At 32.9% G+C, this 14,966-nt stretch carries 14 protein-coding genes; 12 read left to right on the top strand and 2 right to left on the bottom strand.

Annotated features, from left to right (window positions below):
- The 6 genes from HMPREF2647_RS06155 to HMPREF2647_RS06130 all read left to right on the top strand — a co-directional run bounded on the left by HMPREF2647_RS06155 (position 1) and on the right by HMPREF2647_RS06130 (position 6,639).
- Positions 1-1,107, top strand: coding sequence for a carbamoyl phosphate synthase small subunit (locus HMPREF2647_RS06155; protein ID WP_017174559.1), 1,107 nt, complete (start codon positions 1-3; stop codon positions 1,105-1,107).
- Positions 1,100-4,273 carry a carbamoyl-phosphate synthase large subunit gene (gene carB, locus HMPREF2647_RS06150; RefSeq protein WP_048762369.1) on the top strand — a complete coding sequence of 1,058 codons (3,174 nt, stop codon included), beginning with the start codon at positions 1,100-1,102 and terminating at the stop codon, positions 4,271-4,273. Before HMPREF2647_RS06155 ends, carB begins: the two co-directional genes overlap by 8 nt.
- Positions 4,274-4,373: 100 nt before the next feature.
- On the top strand, positions 4,374-5,066 hold the full coding sequence (gene pyrF, locus HMPREF2647_RS06145; protein WP_017174561.1) for an orotidine-5'-phosphate decarboxylase: 693 nt from the start codon (positions 4,374-4,376) through the stop codon (positions 5,064-5,066).
- 1 nt (position 5,067) lies between these two features.
- Entirely contained in the window at positions 5,068-5,676 is a 609-nt protein-coding gene (gene pyrE, locus HMPREF2647_RS06140; protein ID WP_017174562.1) for an orotate phosphoribosyltransferase, read from the top strand.
- Between the two features lie 14 nt (positions 5,677-5,690).
- Positions 5,691-5,915, top strand: a complete 225-nt coding sequence (locus tag HMPREF2647_RS06135; protein ID WP_231103763.1) for a hypothetical protein — start codon at positions 5,691-5,693, stop codon at positions 5,913-5,915.
- A gap of 319 nt (positions 5,916-6,234) precedes the next feature.
- The gene (locus tag HMPREF2647_RS06130; protein ID WP_017174564.1) at positions 6,235-6,639 is read left to right on the top strand and encodes a VOC family protein; all 405 of its coding nucleotides are present in this window, start codon (positions 6,235-6,237) and stop codon (positions 6,637-6,639) included.
- Positions 6,640-6,700: 61 nt separating this feature from the next.
- Here HMPREF2647_RS06130 and HMPREF2647_RS06125 read toward each other — a convergent pair whose 3' ends face one another.
- A complete protein-coding gene (locus HMPREF2647_RS06125; protein ID WP_049379527.1) occupies positions 6,701-8,404 on the bottom strand; it encodes an Rqc2 family fibronectin-binding protein in 1,704 nt (567 codons plus the stop codon).
- Positions 8,405-8,562: 158 nt separating this feature from the next.
- Here HMPREF2647_RS06125 and gmk point away from each other — a divergent pair, with 158 nt between their 5' ends.
- The 4 genes from gmk (at position 8,563) to priA (ending at position 13,272) form a co-directional block, all read left to right on the top strand.
- Entirely contained in the window at positions 8,563-9,186 is a 624-nt protein-coding gene (gene gmk / locus HMPREF2647_RS06120) for a guanylate kinase (RefSeq protein ID WP_002448723.1), read from the top strand.
- Positions 9,186-9,398 carry a DNA-directed RNA polymerase subunit omega gene (gene rpoZ / locus HMPREF2647_RS06115; RefSeq protein ID WP_049379526.1) on the top strand — a complete coding sequence of 71 codons (213 nt, stop codon included), beginning with the start codon at positions 9,186-9,188 and terminating at the stop codon, positions 9,396-9,398. The genes gmk and rpoZ overlap by 1 nt, the downstream gene beginning before the upstream one ends.
- A 257-nt stretch (positions 9,399-9,655) precedes the next feature.
- Complete coding sequence (gene coaBC, locus HMPREF2647_RS06110) at positions 9,656-10,864, top strand: bifunctional phosphopantothenoylcysteine decarboxylase/phosphopantothenate--cysteine ligase CoaBC (protein WP_019835570.1); 1,209 nt, start codon at positions 9,656-9,658, stop codon at positions 10,862-10,864.
- Positions 10,864-13,272, top strand: coding sequence for a primosomal protein N' (priA, locus tag HMPREF2647_RS06105; RefSeq protein ID WP_070859721.1), 2,409 nt, complete (start codon positions 10,864-10,866; stop codon positions 13,270-13,272). Before coaBC ends, priA begins: the two co-directional genes overlap by 1 nt.
- Before the next feature lie 59 nt (positions 13,273-13,331).
- Here the strand turns inward: priA and HMPREF2647_RS06100 are convergent, their stop codons facing one another.
- Positions 13,332-13,535, bottom strand: coding sequence for a TM2 domain-containing protein (locus HMPREF2647_RS06100; RefSeq protein ID WP_002448731.1), 204 nt, complete (start codon positions 13,533-13,535; stop codon positions 13,332-13,334).
- A 176-nt stretch (positions 13,536-13,711) separates the two neighbouring features.
- On the opposite strand from HMPREF2647_RS06100, the gene HMPREF2647_RS06095 reads away from it, so the two are divergent.
- Positions 13,712-14,200 (top strand): peptide deformylase, encoded by a 489-nt coding sequence (locus HMPREF2647_RS06095; protein WP_017174568.1) that lies wholly within the window; start codon positions 13,712-13,714, stop codon positions 14,198-14,200.
- A partial coding sequence (fmt, locus tag HMPREF2647_RS06090; protein ID WP_070859741.1) for a methionyl-tRNA formyltransferase occupies positions 14,193-14,966 on the top strand: 774 nt, incomplete at its 3' end. The genes HMPREF2647_RS06095 and fmt, both read left to right, overlap by 8 nt.

Here is a 14,966-nt window from a genome sequence, read left to right as displayed (position 1 = left end):
ATGTTTGAACGTAGATATCTCGTATTTGAAGATGGTTCATATTATGAAGGATATAAATTAGGGTCAGATCAATTATCAATCGGTGAAATTGTATTTAATACAGCGATGACTGGATATCAAGAAACGATTTCTGATCCATCATATACTGGTCAAATTGTTACATTTACTTATCCTTTAATTGGAAATTATGGTATTAATAGAGACGATTTTGAATCACTTACACCTACATTAAATGGGGTAGTGGTTAAGGAAGCAAGTACGCATCCAAGTAATTTTAGAAAACAAAAAACATTACATGAAGTGCTTGTTCAATATCAAATTCCTGGTATTTCAGGGGTAGATACACGCAGTATTACTAGAAAAATTAGAAAATATGGTGTATTAAAAGCAGGATTTACTGACAATAAAGAGGAAATTGAATCACTTGCAGCTAACTTAAAAACTGCAGAATTACCTCGTGATGAGGTAACTACTGTGTCAACAAAAACACCGTATGTATCAACAGGCTCAGATTTAAGCGTCGTGTTATTAGACTTTGGTAAAAAGCAAAATATTGTTAGAGAGCTTAATTCAAGAGGATGTAATGTTACTGTAGTACCTTATGATACTTCAGCAGAGGAAATATTAGCAATGTCACCAGATGGTGTCATGCTTTCAAATGGACCTGGAGATCCAGAAGAAGTTAATGTTGCCTTAGATATGATTAAAGGTGTTTTAGGAAATATACCATTCTTTGGCATTTGTCTTGGTCATCAGTTATTTGCATTATCTCAAGGTGCCAAAGCATTTAAGATGAAGTTCGGACATCGTGGTGCGAATCATCCTGTAAAAGATTTACGCACAGGTAAAGTCGATATCACAAGTCAAAATCACGGTTATGCTATTGATAAAGACTCATTAGAAAATACAGATTTAGAAGTGACACATATTGCTTTAAATGATGGTACGGTTGAAGGATTAAGACATAAAACATTACCAGCCTTTTCAGTGCAATATCATCCAGAGGCAAGACCAGGCCCAAGTGACTCAAATTACTTATTTGATGAGTTCTTAGACATGATGAGAGATTTTAAAGATAATAAAAAGGAGAGTAAAACGAATGCCTAAACGTGACGATATTAAAACGATTTTAGTAATTGGTTCAGGTCCTATTATTATTGGACAAGCTGCAGAATTTGACTATGCTGGAACACAAGCGTGTCTTGCTTTAAAAGAAGAAGGATACCGTGTTATTTTAGTAAACTCAAATCCTGCAACTATTATGACTGATAAAGAAATTGCAGATAAAGTATATATTGAACCTTTAACTCATGACTTTATTGCACGTATCATTCGTAAAGAACAACCTGATGCATTATTACCTACATTAGGTGGACAAACAGGTTTAAATATGGCAATACAATTACATGATAGCGGTGTATTAAAAGCAAATAATGTAGAGTTATTAGGTACAAAATTAGAATCTATACAACAAGCAGAAGATAGAGAATTATTCCGATCATTGATGAATGAATTAGATGTTCCGGTACCTGAAAGTGATATAGTAAATACTGTAGAACAAGCATTTGCATTCAAAGAACAAGTAGGATATCCATTAATTGTACGTCCTGCCTTTACAATGGGGGGTACTGGTGGTGGTATCTGTCATAATGATGAAGAATTAAAAGAAGTTGTAAGTAATGGATTACATTATAGTCCAGCGACTCAATGTTTAATTGAAAAATCAATAGCAGGATATAAAGAAATTGAATATGAAGTGATGCGTGATAAAAATGACAATGCCATTGTAGTATGTAATATGGAAAATATTGACCCAGTAGGTATCCATACTGGAGATTCAGTTGTTGTAGCTCCTAGTCAGACACTATCAGATGTTGAATACCAAATGTTACGTGATGTATCGCTTAAAGTGATTCGTGCTTTAGGTATTGAAGGTGGTTGTAATGTACAGCTGGCTTTAGATCCATATTCATTAAATTATTACATTATTGAAGTTAATCCACGTGTGTCTCGTTCATCTGCACTAGCATCAAAAGCAACAGGCTATCCAATTGCTAAATTAGCGGCTAAAATTGCGGTTGGTTTAACATTAGATGAGATGCTAAATCCTATAACTGGAACATCTTATGCTGCGTTTGAACCAACACTTGATTATGTCATTTCAAAAATTCCACGTTTCCCATTTGATAAATTCGAAAAAGGTGAACGTGAATTAGGAACACAAATGAAGGCTACTGGTGAAGTGATGGCTATTGGTCGTACATATGAAGAATCATTATTAAAAGCGATTCGTTCATTAGAATATGGTGTCCATCATCTTGGTTTACCAAACGGTGAAAGTTATGACTTAGACTACATTAAAGAACGTATTAGTCATCAAGATGATGAGCGTTTATTCTTTATTGGTGAAGCGATTCGACGTGGCACATCATTACAAGAAATTCATGAAATGACTAAAATTGATTATTTCTTCTTAAATAAATTCCTTAATATTATTCATATTGAACATGAACTTAAAGCGCATCCAGGAGACTTAGAATATCTTAAATATGCAAAAGATTATGGTTTCAGTGATAAAGTGATTGCTCATCGCTTTGATATGACTGAAGAAGAAGTATATCAATTACGTCAAGATAATGATATTAAACCTGTGTATAAAATGGTAGACACGTGTGCAGCAGAATTTGAATCATCTACACCATACTATTACGGAACATATGAAACAGAAAATGAATCTATAGTTACAGATAAAGAGAAAATTTTAGTATTAGGTTCTGGACCAATACGTATCGGACAAGGTGTAGAGTTTGATTATGCGACAGTGCATGCAGTTTGGGCAATTCAAAATGCCGGATATGAAGCAATCATTGTTAATAATAATCCAGAGACAGTATCAACAGACTTTTCAATTTCAGATAAATTATATTTTGAACCGCTAACTGAAGAAGATGTAATGAATATCATTAATTTAGAGCAACCTAAAGGTGTAGTAGTTCAATTTGGTGGTCAAACAGCAATCAATTTAGCTGATAAATTAGCTAAACATGGTGTGAAAATCTTAGGAACATCATTAGAAGATTTAAATCGTGCAGAAGATAGAAAAGAATTTGAAGCACTTTTAAGAAAAATTGATGTGCCACAACCTAAAGGTAAAACAGCCACTTCTCCTAAAGAAGCATTAGAAAATGCACGCGAAATTGGTTATCCAGTAGTTGTACGACCTTCTTATGTATTAGGTGGTCGTGCCATGGAGATTGTAAATAGTGATGCAGAATTAGAAGACTATATGGAACAAGCTGTTAAAGCAAGTCCAGAACATCCAGTATTAGTGGATAGATATTTAACAGGTAAAGAAATAGAAGTCGATGCAATTTCTGATGGTGAAACAGTTATTATTCCTGGTATTATGGAGCACATTGAACGTGCAGGTGTTCATAGCGGTGATTCAATTGCAGTGTATCCACCACAAACATTGAGCGATAAAGAAATAAAAACTCTCGAAGATTATACAATTAAATTAGCTAAAGGATTAAACATTGTGGGTCTCATCAATATTCAATTCGTTATTGCACATGATGGTGTGTATGTATTAGAAGTTAATCCACGTGCAAGTCGTACAGTGCCTTTCTTAAGTAAAATTACTGATATTCAAATGGCACAACTTGCCATGCAAGCAATAATGGGTACAAAGCTTAAAGATTTAGGCTATCAACAAGGTATTCAACCATATTCAGAGGGTGTGTTTGTTAAAGCACCGGTATTTAGTTTTAATAAATTAAAAAATGTTGACGTGACACTTGGACCTGAAATGAAATCTACCGGTGAAGTGATGGGTAAAGATTTAACACTTGAAAAAGCTTTATATAAAGGTTTAACAGGTAGTGGTGTAGAAGTAAAAGATCATGGTACCGTATTAATGACAGTAAGTGATAAAGATAAAGAAGAAATCGTTGATATTGCGCACCGTTTAAATGAAGTAGGTTATAAAATCTTAGCTACACAAGGTACTGCACAAAAATTAGAAGCGCACAATATCCCTGTTGAAGTTGTTGGTAAAATCGGTGGAGAAGATGATTTATTAACACGTATTCAAAATGGGGATGTACAAATTGTTATTAACACAATGACAAAAGGTAAAGAAGTTGAAAGAGATGGCTTCCAAATTCGACGTACTACTGTAGAAAACGGAGTGCCATGTTTAACTTCATTAGATACTGCAAGTGCATTAACAAATGTCATTGAAAGTATGACATTTTCAATGAGAAATATGTAATGCCGTAATTATAAGCGACTTATGTGTTAACTTGCTTTATGTTTAAGCACAAGTCGCTTCTTTTTAAAATAAAAGTGAGTTATTTAAAGGAGTTTAATGAATGAGAGATTTACCAATTATAGCTTTAGATTTTGATTCTGAGGATCATGTTCTTGATTTTTTAGATCAATTTGATGAACCACTTTTTGTAAAAGTAGGAATGGAATTATATTATCAAACTGGACCAGCTTTAATTAAGAAAATAAAAGAACGTGGACATGATATATTTTTAGACCTTAAGTTACACGATATTCCTAATACAGTTCAAAAAGCTATGGAGGGTTTAGGTAAGTTAAATGTTGATTTAGTTAACGTGCATGCTGCTGGTGGAACTGAAATGATGAAACATGCTGTAAAAGGGTTACGTAAATATAATGAAACTACTAAAATAATAGCAGTGACTCAATTAACATCAACGACTGAAGAAATGCTTCATCAAGAACAAAATATCCAAACGTCTATTGAAGAAGCAGTGTTGAATTATGCAAAATTAGCGCAGGAGTCAGGATTAGATGGCGTAGTATGTTCACCATTAGAAGCTAAATTACTGACAAAGTCTCTAGGTTCTGACTTTTTAAAGGTGACGCCTGGTATCAGACCTAAAGGTGCAGCGGTGAATGATCAAAAACGTATTACAACTCCAGAAGACGCGAAACAATTAGGTTCAACTCACATTGTAGTGGGTCGTCCAATAACTCAAAGTGAGCATCCACAAGAGAGTTATACAAAAATAAAGGAAAGTTGGTTAAGTTAATATGTCAAAACACATAGCAAAATCATTATTAGATATTGAAGCAGTAAGTTTATCACCCAATGACTTATTCACATGGAGTTCAGGCATAAAATCACCTATTTATTGTGATAATCGTATTACATTAGGTTACCCTAAAGTACGTCAAGACATTCGTGATGGATTAAGTGAACTTATTACAGAACATTTTGATAATGTAGAGGTTATTTCAGGAACAGCAACTGCTGGTATTCCACATGCTGCTTATATTTCTGAAAAACTAAACTTACCAATGAACTATGTACGATCTAAAAGTAAAAGTCATGGTAAACAAAATCAAATTGAAGGCGCACAAAGTAAAAATAAAAAAGTCGTTGTCGTGGAAGATTTAATTTCAACAGGGGGATCGTCAATTACTGCAGTGGAAGCTTTAAGAGAAGCAGGGGCTGAAGTCGTAGGTGTAGTTGCAATCTTTACTTATGGTCTAGCTAAAGCAGACGACATGTTCAAACAAGCGAATCTACCATTCTATACGCTAAGTAATTATAATGAACTTATTGAAGTAGCTAAAGAAGAAGGCAAAATTTCAGAAAATGATATTCAAACATTAGTGGATTGGCGCGATAATCTCTAAGTTTCGCTTAAAGGGTGATAAAGTTGTCTAAAGACAAAGATAATAATGCATTTTATAATCAGTTAAAACATGTGAATCAATTTTTATACAGTGAAAAAGAATTTAAACAAACAGCACATGTGTTAACTATTAAAGAAAGTATTAAACATATGCATCACGCACAAATGGAATCTTTTGAGCATACAAGTGACTTCTTTAAAAAAGCCAAAGCACGTTTACGTCAAAAAGATAAAATCTAAATATAGAAAGAAAGATACATATAAATATGAATCAACATATTTATATGTATCTTTTTATATCAATCTATAATTAACTTAACGTATAAAGATTTTAATTAACACCCATCCGATTAATAAAACGATGACCATTGCTAATAGTGGTAGAATATAATGCATCATATTAAATGCCTCCTATTATACTTTTATTTAATTTTAACTGTTTATGGAAAGTTTTCAAAATTAAAGCTACTTTTAATTCAAAGTTCTTAATAGCTAACTTTTTATTATTTTTAAAAATAGTTTAAAATAGACATTAATTATAAATTATAGGAGGATTACAATGGAAATACCTAAAGTAACACCATTTTTAATGTTTAATAATCAAGCTGAAGAAGCAGTCAATTTATATACAAGCTTATTTAAAAACAGTGAGATTTTAACAATGGTAAAATACGGAGAAGATGGTCCTGGAGAACCTGGGACAGTTCAACATTCTATTTTCACATTAAATGGTCAAGTATTCATGGCGATAGATGCCGATAATGGTGAAGAATTACCAATGAATCCTTCCATCTCTTTATATATCACTGTTGAAGATGCTATGGAAATGGAACGTTTATTTAATGGTCTAAAAAAAGAAGGTGCTATACTGATGCCTAAAACTTCTATGCCACCATTTCGTGAGTTTGCATGGGTGCAAGATAAATTTGGAGTAAGTTTCCAACTTGCATTACCAGAAAAATAGACACTATGATATATAAAATCCGTAGATGACTTAAAAAAAGCATCTACGGATTTTTATTTTTTTAATTTTTATCCTGCTTCATACGCTGGATTTGGTCATAATCAGGTGTTGCATATAACGTTTTTTGATTATCATATGTGACAAATCCTGGTTTAGCGCCAGAAGGTTTATGGACATTTTTGATTTCTGTATAGTCTACCGGTATCTGACCAGAATTTCCAGCTTTAGAGAAATATCCCGCAAGCATTGCTGCCTCTTTTATCGTAGTCTCACTCGGTGCATCATTTAAAATGACAACATGCGAACCTGGAATATCTTTAGTATGGAACCATATATGTGATTTTTGAGCTTTACGATTTGTTAAATAATCATTTTGCTTGTTATTTTTACCTACTAAAATCGTGTCTCCATCTGAAGAGATATATGTTTGTAAATGGATTTTATCTTGTTTTTTCTTTTTAGTATTTTTACGTTGTTTCATAAATCCTTGTTCTGCCAATTCATCACGAATGTCATCAATTTCATCAACTGTAATATGTTCTAATTGCTGTTCAATATTGGCAAAATAGTCAATATTTTCACGTGTAAGAGCAATTTGAAGATCGAGTTCTTTTTCTCGTGTCTTCATTCGATTATATTGCTTATAGTAGTATTGAGCATTCACAGATGGTGATTTAGTAGGGTCTAATGGAATCGTTACTTCTTCATTAGTATAATAATTTAGAACGTTTATAGACGCGTCACCTTGTTGAATACGATAAATATTAGCAGTAATGAGTTCACCGTATAATTGTTGTGTGTCTTTATCTTTAGCACTTTCGTATTCGTCTATAAGTTTACTTAACTTGTGTTGATATTTTTGTAATTGTTGTTGTACGAAGCGTACTAGATCATTCGCACGTTGTTTTACACGTTCTCGCTCACCTCTAGCATCATAATAACGATCTAACAAATCATGTAATGAATCATAGATAACAATATCATCCGAGAATTGTTTTAATTTCATAAAATAGAAATCTTCTTTACCTGTTTCATGATTTTTATGAAATACTGGTACGGGTACTTTTAATGTTTGGTCAATCACTTCTTCAAAAGCTTGAGGTAGAGTATCTTGATTCATAAATTGGTAACGATTTGTAATTTCATTTGTAATTAGAGGACTAAAGCCTTCAAACGCATTGAGTAATTGTTTAGCAATTTTTCCGGAATTAAAGTCAACGAATTTGAGCACTTCATCACTTGAAATATCATATGGATTTCGTTTGTTTTGAGTAGGAGGAGCTTCATATTTGAAACCAGGCATCACTGTACGATACTGATTTGTATTTGGCGTCAAGTGTTTAAAGCCTTCTATAATTTTATATTGATCATCTACTAGTATTAAATTACTATGTTTACCCATGATTTCCAATATCACTGTTCGATATATCGTATCGCCAATTTCATCTTTACTTTCAATGTCAATTTCTACTCTACGATCATTACCGATTTGTCGTATTGATTTAACAATACCTCCCTCTAAATGCTTACGAAAGACACGTGCAAACATTGGTGGGTCAAAGGGATTGTCGTACTTTTTATTGGTGAGATGCATTCTTGAAAAATTGGGATGAATAGATAACAATAGATGATGGTTTTTACGATTTTGACGAATAATCATAATGATTGTGTCATTTTCTGGTTGATTAATTTTGTGAATTCTACCTGTTACTAAAAATTGTAGTGATTCTATTATCTTTTTTGTAAATAAGCCATCATAAGCCATAATTTTTTCCACCTTCAGTTTTGTCATTCATTATATTGTAACATGGTAACAATAGAGCGTCATGAGTTAAGTTTATCCTAGTACACTCTATACAACGTAAACAACAATGTGATATCATATTTAAATAATAGAAGAATAGCTTAGAGAGGTCGTAAGGCATGGATAATGAAAAAGGATTACTAATTGTTCTTTCAGGTCCTTCAGGAGTAGGTAAAGGAACTGTTCGTAAAGAGATATTTGACGATCCAACTACATCATATAAATACTCAATCTCGATGACTACGCGTCAAATGCGAGAAGGAGAAGTTAACGGTGTAGATTACTTTTTTAAAACGAAAGAAGAATTTGAAGCATTAATTCAAGAAGATCAATTTATTGAATATGCCGAATATGTAGGAAATTACTATGGGACACCCGTACAATATGTTAAAGATACAATGGCTGAAGGTCATGATGTGTTTTTAGAAATTGAAGTTGAAGGTGCGAAACAAGTAAGAAAAAAATTTCCTGACGCATTATTTATCTTTCTTGCACCGCCAAGCTTAGATCATTTGAAAGAACGTCTTATTGGTCGCGGTACAGAAACAGATGAAAAGATTCAAAGTAGGGTAAATGAAGCACGTAAAGAAGTAGAAATGATGAATCTTTATGATTATGTCGTTGTTAATGATGAAGTTCATTTGGCTAAAGAAAGAATTCAATCAATTGTAGAAGCCGAGCACTTAAAAAGAGAACGCGTTGAAGCGATATATAGAAAAATGTTATTGGAGGCAAAGAAATAATGTTAAACCCACCGTTAAATCAATTACAATCACAAATTAATTCAAAATATTTAATTGCAACAACAGCTGCTAAACGTGCACGTGAATTAGACGAAAAGCCTGAAACTGCATTACTAAAGGGTTATCATTCAGCAAAACCTGTAGGTGAAGCACTAGAAGAGATCGCAAGCGGAAAAATTTCACCTGTTGTACCTGAAGAGTTTCAAGCATAAATAAAATTATTTTGTTATCAGTTAAGTTGTTGTTCTGAAATATAAGTTACCATGTATTTCAGACTTTTAAACATTTTTGCAATCTCTGATTCAATTGAAAATGTACTTATATAAGCGTTTTTAGAATCAGTTAATCTTGCGGGAGTAGAACAGTGAATTAAAAATCTGTTCTACTCCCGTGTTTTTAGTTTTTCATCTTAGTTGTGTATAATAAATTTAAAAGTGAAGACTATAAATATAACTAAAGGAGTCGAATCATGAAGAACATTCTATTAGCTGTTACAGGAGGCATTGCTGCTTATAAAGCAATTGATTTAACTAGTAAACTTACGCAAGCGAATTATGATGTAAGAGTAATGCTCACTGATCATGCACAAGAATTTGTTACACCTTTAGCCTTTCAAGCCATTAGTAGAAACCCTGTATATACCAATACATTTATTGAAGAAAATCCTGAAGACATTCAACATATAGCATTAGGTGATTGGGCAGACTGTATCGTTGTTGCACCTGCTACCGCTAATACTATTGCCAAATTAAGTGTAGGTATTGCTGATGATATCGTCACATCAACGCTACTTGCTACAGAAACCCCTAAATTTATTGCTCCAGCTATGAATGTTCATATGTATGAAAATAAACGTACGCAACATAATATTTCTGTATTAAAAGACGATGAATATCATTTTATTGAACCTGGAGATGGTTTTTTAGCATGTGGGTACATTGCAAAGGGACGTATGGAGGAACCTCTTCAAATTGTCAAAATCATAAATGATTATTTTAAAGATAAGAATGAACTATCACACATATCTCATACTTCTTTTGAAGGGAAACATGCTTTAGTTACTGCCGGTCCTACAATTGAAGTAATTGATCCAGTAAGGTTTGTATCTAATCGTTCCTCTGGAAAAATGGGATATGCAATTGCAGAAGCTTTAGCTAAAAGAGGTGCAAAGGTGACGCTTGTGGCAGGACCAACGCAACTTGATAATCCAGAGAATGTAGAAGTCATTCATGTAGAAAGTGCAGAAGAAATGTTTAATGCAGTTACAAGTCGATATGAAGAACAAGATATTGTTGTTAAAGCAGCAGCCGTCTCAGATTATACGCCGGCTGATGTATTGAATCATAAAATGAAAAAACAAGATGGCAATCTTTCTGTCACTTTTAAGCGAACAAAGGACATTTTGAAATATTTAGGTGAACATAAAACACATCAATACTTGGTCGGATTTGCAGCTGAAACCCAAAATATTAATGCTTATGCACAAGATAAATTAAAACGTAAAAATGCGGATGTCATTATTTCGAATAATGTAGGAGATCAGACCATTGGATTTCAATCTGATGATAATGAACTCACTATGCATTTTAAAAATGGACAACGTATTAATATAAAAAAAGGAAAGAAAGTGCAACTTGCACAACAAATTTTAGATGAACTGGAAACTAGGTGGCAATAATGATTGCGAAGGTCATTGTAGATATTCCTTCTAAGAGTGTTGATTTTAAATTCGATTATCTCGTACCTGACCATTTAAAAGATTTTATAAAAGTGGGTGTAAGAGTTGTTGTACCGTTTGGTCCACGTACCATTCAAGGATATGTTATGGATATACAACAACAACCAAGTGAAGATGTCAATATAGATAAATTGAAAGCAATTAAAGAAATTAGAGATATTCGACCAGAATTAACACCTGAACTTATCCAATTAAGTGAATGGTTGAGTCATTATCATATTTCAAAACGCATTTCTGTGTTAGAGGCAATGCTTCCAAGCGCGATTAAAGCAAAATACACTAAAGTATTTAAAATAGTCCGTCACAATGATATTGAAGAAGATATATTAAAATATTTTGATAACAACGGATATTATAAGTATAAAGATGCGCAAAAAAATAATCATTTAAATATATTAAATCGTTTACTTGAACAACATTTAATAGAAGAAGAAACCATATTATCTCAACATACAAAAAGAAAAACACAGCGTGCAGTACGAGTTGTTGAAGGATACAATCCAGATGATATATTAGCTTTACTAGAAAAGAAATTAAAACAATATGATGTGTATGCTTATCTTTTAGAAGAACATCATAGAAATGTATTTTTAAAAGAACTTGAAGAAATGGGGTTTTCTAAATCAAGTATAGAGGGTCTCGTCAAAAAAGGTTTCCTTGAAAAATATGATGCTGAAATTGAACGAGATCCTTTTGCAAATCGTATCTTTGAAAAAGAAGAAAAACGAATGTTAACCCCTGATCAAAATAACGCATTTCAACAAATTAAAGAAAAAATAGATCACAACGCACAACGTACATTTTTATTACACGGCGTCACAGGTTCAGGTAAAACTGAAGTCTACTTGCAAGCCATTGAAGAAGTATTAAAAAAAGATGAACAAGCCATGATGCTTGTTCCAGAAATTGCGCTGACACCACAAATGGTTTTACGCTTTAAGCGACGTTTTGGTGATGATGTAGCTGTCTTACATTCAGGTTTGTCAAATGGTGAACGATATGATGAATGGCAAAAAATTAGAGATGGAAGAGCACGTGTAAGCGTAGGTGCGAGATCAAGTATCTTTGCACCATTTAAAAACTTAGGCATTATTATTATTGATGAAGAACATGAATCAACATATAAGCAAGAAGATTATCCACGTTATCATGCTAGAGACATAGCAGAATGGAGAAGTCAATTTCATCAATGTCCATTAGTATTAGGAAGTGCGACACCAAGTCTTGAATCTTATGCACGGGCAGAAAAAAATGTATATCAATTACTTACTTTACCTGAAAGAGTTAATCAACAAGCTTTACCTTCAATAGATACCATTGATATGAGAGCAGAACTAAGTTCAGGTAATCGTTCCATGTTCTCTGAAGAATTAAGACAAGCGATTCATGATAGACTGAATAAAAATGAACAAATCGTTTTATTTTTAAATCGACGGGGTTATGCTTCGTTTATGTTATGTCGAGATTGTGGATATGTTCCACAATGTCCACATTGCGATATTTCGTTAACTTATCATAAGACGACAGACCAACTAAAATGCCACTATTGCGGCTATCAAGACTTGCCTCCTAACCTGTGTCCTAATTGTGAAAGCCCGCATATCAGACAGGTTGGTACAGGTACACAAAGGGTAGAAGAAATTTTACAACAAGAATTTGAAGAGGCACGTATTATTCGTATGGATGTAGATACGACGTCAAGAAAAGGTGCACATGAAAAGCTATTGACTGATTTTGAAAAGGGAAAAGGCGATATTTTATTAGGCACACAAATGATTGCAAAAGGTTTAGATTATCCAAATATAACATTAGTTGGTGTGCTTAATGCCGACACAATGTTAAATTTGCCCGACTTTAGAGCGAGTGAAAGAACGTATCAGTTACTTACACAAGTTTCAGGTCGTGCTGGTCGTCATGAAAAACCCGGTAAAGTGATTATTCAAACATATAATCCAACTCATTATGCAATAGAAGATGTTCAAAAAAATGATTATTTAACGTTTTATCATAAAGAAATGCAATTTAGAAAATTAGGTAAATATCCACCTTATTATTATTTAATTAATTTTACTATTGCGCATAAAAATATGAAAAAAGTAATGGAAGCTGCTAAACATGTACATCAAATTTTACTGCAACATCTTTCAGAAAGAGCACTCGTACTTGGACCTTCTCCAGCGGCAATTGCTAGAATTAATAACGAACATCGTTTTCAAATATTGGTTAAATACAAGAGTGAGCCAGAATTAATTCATGCATTACAGTACTTAGATGATTATTATCATGAAGCATATATTAAAGATAAATTATCGTTAAGGATTGATATCAATCCTCAAATATTAATGTAAAAAAAGAGTTGCACCGTTTGCGTTTAACTGCGTGGTGTAACTCTTTTTGTATTTACATGTTACATTGTTACGTTTCCATTTTCATCTGCTGGTCTTAGTAATGTCAGAATCGCACTGATGATTGCAATAATATGAGGAATTCCTGTCCAACAGAATAATAAATGAAGAAGACCAGACATCATTTTACCAGCATAAAATTTGTGTACGCCAAAGCCACCTAAAAAGACAGCTAGGATAATGTAAATCACTTTATTGACTTCCATTCTTTATACCTCCTTAGTCTATTTAATATATTAATTGTCTTCATAATTATTTTAGATATGAAAAAAATTAAAAGCAATTAAAGTTATCTGAGAAGAGTGAAGATAAGACTAAGGTCGCATTTTAAATTGAATTACGTTATAATAATATGATGAATTTTTTTCGGGAGGCGTTCTAAGTGGCAATAAAGAAATTAGTTCCATCGACTCATCCTGTTTTATCTAAAAAAGCAAAAAAGATAACAACTTTTGATGAAAATTTAAAACGTTTATTATTAGATATTGAAGACACTTTATATTCTGAAGAAGCATCAGCTTTATCAGCGCCACAAATTGGTGTAAGTCAACGTGTTGCTATAATTGACATGGAAGCGGAAGGACTCTTGCAATTAATCAATCCTAAAATCAAAACAGAATCTAATGAAAAAATCATTGATTTAGAAGGTTCGGTTAATCTTCCTAATGTATTTGGGGAGGTAGAACGTAGTAAAATGATAACTGTAGAAGCAAATGATTTAGAAGGTCACGAGATTGAATTAACTGCTTATGATGATGTGGCTAGAATGATACTGCACATCATTGATCAATTAGATGGTATTCCATTTACCGAACGTGCTACAAAAATATTGACTGAAAAAGAAGTGGAGGCATATTTTGACAATGAGTAAGATAATTTTTATGGGAACACCAGATTTTTCAACAAAAGTACTAGAGATGTTAATCGCTGAACATGAAGTCATCGCAGTAGTTACTCAACCAGACAGACCAGTAGGACGTAAGCGTGTATTAACCCCTCCTCCTGTAAAGAAAGTGGCAGAAACATATCACATTCCAGTATATCAACCTGAAAAGTTAAAAGATTCTAATGAGTTAAATGAACTTATGGATTTAAATCCTGATTTAATTGTAACGGCAGCATTTGGACAATTATTACCTGAAAGTCTATTAAATCTTCCTAAGTTAGGTGCTGTAAATGTACATGCCTCATTATTGCCAAAATATCGTGGTGGAGCACCTATTCACCAAGCCATTATAGATGGTGAAGCACAAACGGGTATTACAATCATGTATATGGTGAAAAAGTTAGATGCAGGTAATATTATTTCTCAAAAGGCCATCGACATTGAAGATGATGATAATGTAGGATCAATGCACGATAAATTAAGCTTTTTAGGTGCAGATTTATTAAAAGAAACATTACCTTCTATTATAGATGGTTCAAATGAAAGTATTCCACAAGATGATTCAAAAGCAACGTTTGCGTCTAATATTAGCAGAGAAGATGAACGTATCGATTGGACTAAAAGCGCTAAAGAGATACACAATCATATTCGCGGATTATCACCATGGCCAGTGGCTTATACAACTATGAATGATAAAAATTTAAAACTATATCAAGCTCATATTGAAAAAGGAAAAAACGGAGAACCAGGT

The sequence above is a fragment of the Staphylococcus sp. HMSC035D11 genome (genome assembly GCF_001836075.1).
Classification (GTDB): Bacteria; Bacillota; Bacilli; order Staphylococcales; family Staphylococcaceae; genus Staphylococcus; species Staphylococcus hominis.
The sequence above is the reverse complement of the archived record's forward strand: the minus strand, read 5'-3'. Positions and strand labels throughout refer to the sequence as shown.

Coding starts and splice junctions, on each gene's coding strand:
- gmk (WP_002448723.1), top strand. CDS start 8,563: ATGGATAATGAAAAAGGATTACTAATTGTTCTTTCAGGTCCTTCAGGA.
- rpoZ (WP_049379526.1), top strand. CDS start 9,186: ATGTTAAACCCACCGTTAAATCAATTACAATCACAAATTAATTCAAAA.
- HMPREF2647_RS06125 (WP_049379527.1), bottom strand. CDS start 8,404: ATGGCTTATGATGGCTTATTTACAAAAAAGATAATAGAATCACTACAA.
- HMPREF2647_RS06130 (WP_017174564.1), top strand. CDS start 6,235: ATGGAAATACCTAAAGTAACACCATTTTTAATGTTTAATAATCAAGCT.
- pyrF (WP_017174561.1), top strand. CDS start 4,374: ATGAGAGATTTACCAATTATAGCTTTAGATTTTGATTCTGAGGATCAT.
- coaBC (WP_019835570.1), top strand. CDS start 9,656: ATGAAGAACATTCTATTAGCTGTTACAGGAGGCATTGCTGCTTATAAA.
- HMPREF2647_RS06155 (WP_017174559.1), top strand. CDS start 1: ATGTTTGAACGTAGATATCTCGTATTTGAAGATGGTTCATATTATGAA.
- HMPREF2647_RS06100 (WP_002448731.1), bottom strand. CDS start 13,535: ATGGAAGTCAATAAAGTGATTTACATTATCCTAGCTGTCTTTTTAGGT.
- priA (WP_070859721.1), top strand. CDS start 10,864: ATGATTGCGAAGGTCATTGTAGATATTCCTTCTAAGAGTGTTGATTTT.
- carB (WP_048762369.1), top strand. CDS start 1,100: ATGCCTAAACGTGACGATATTAAAACGATTTTAGTAATTGGTTCAGGT.
- pyrE (WP_017174562.1), top strand. CDS start 5,068: ATGTCAAAACACATAGCAAAATCATTATTAGATATTGAAGCAGTAAGT.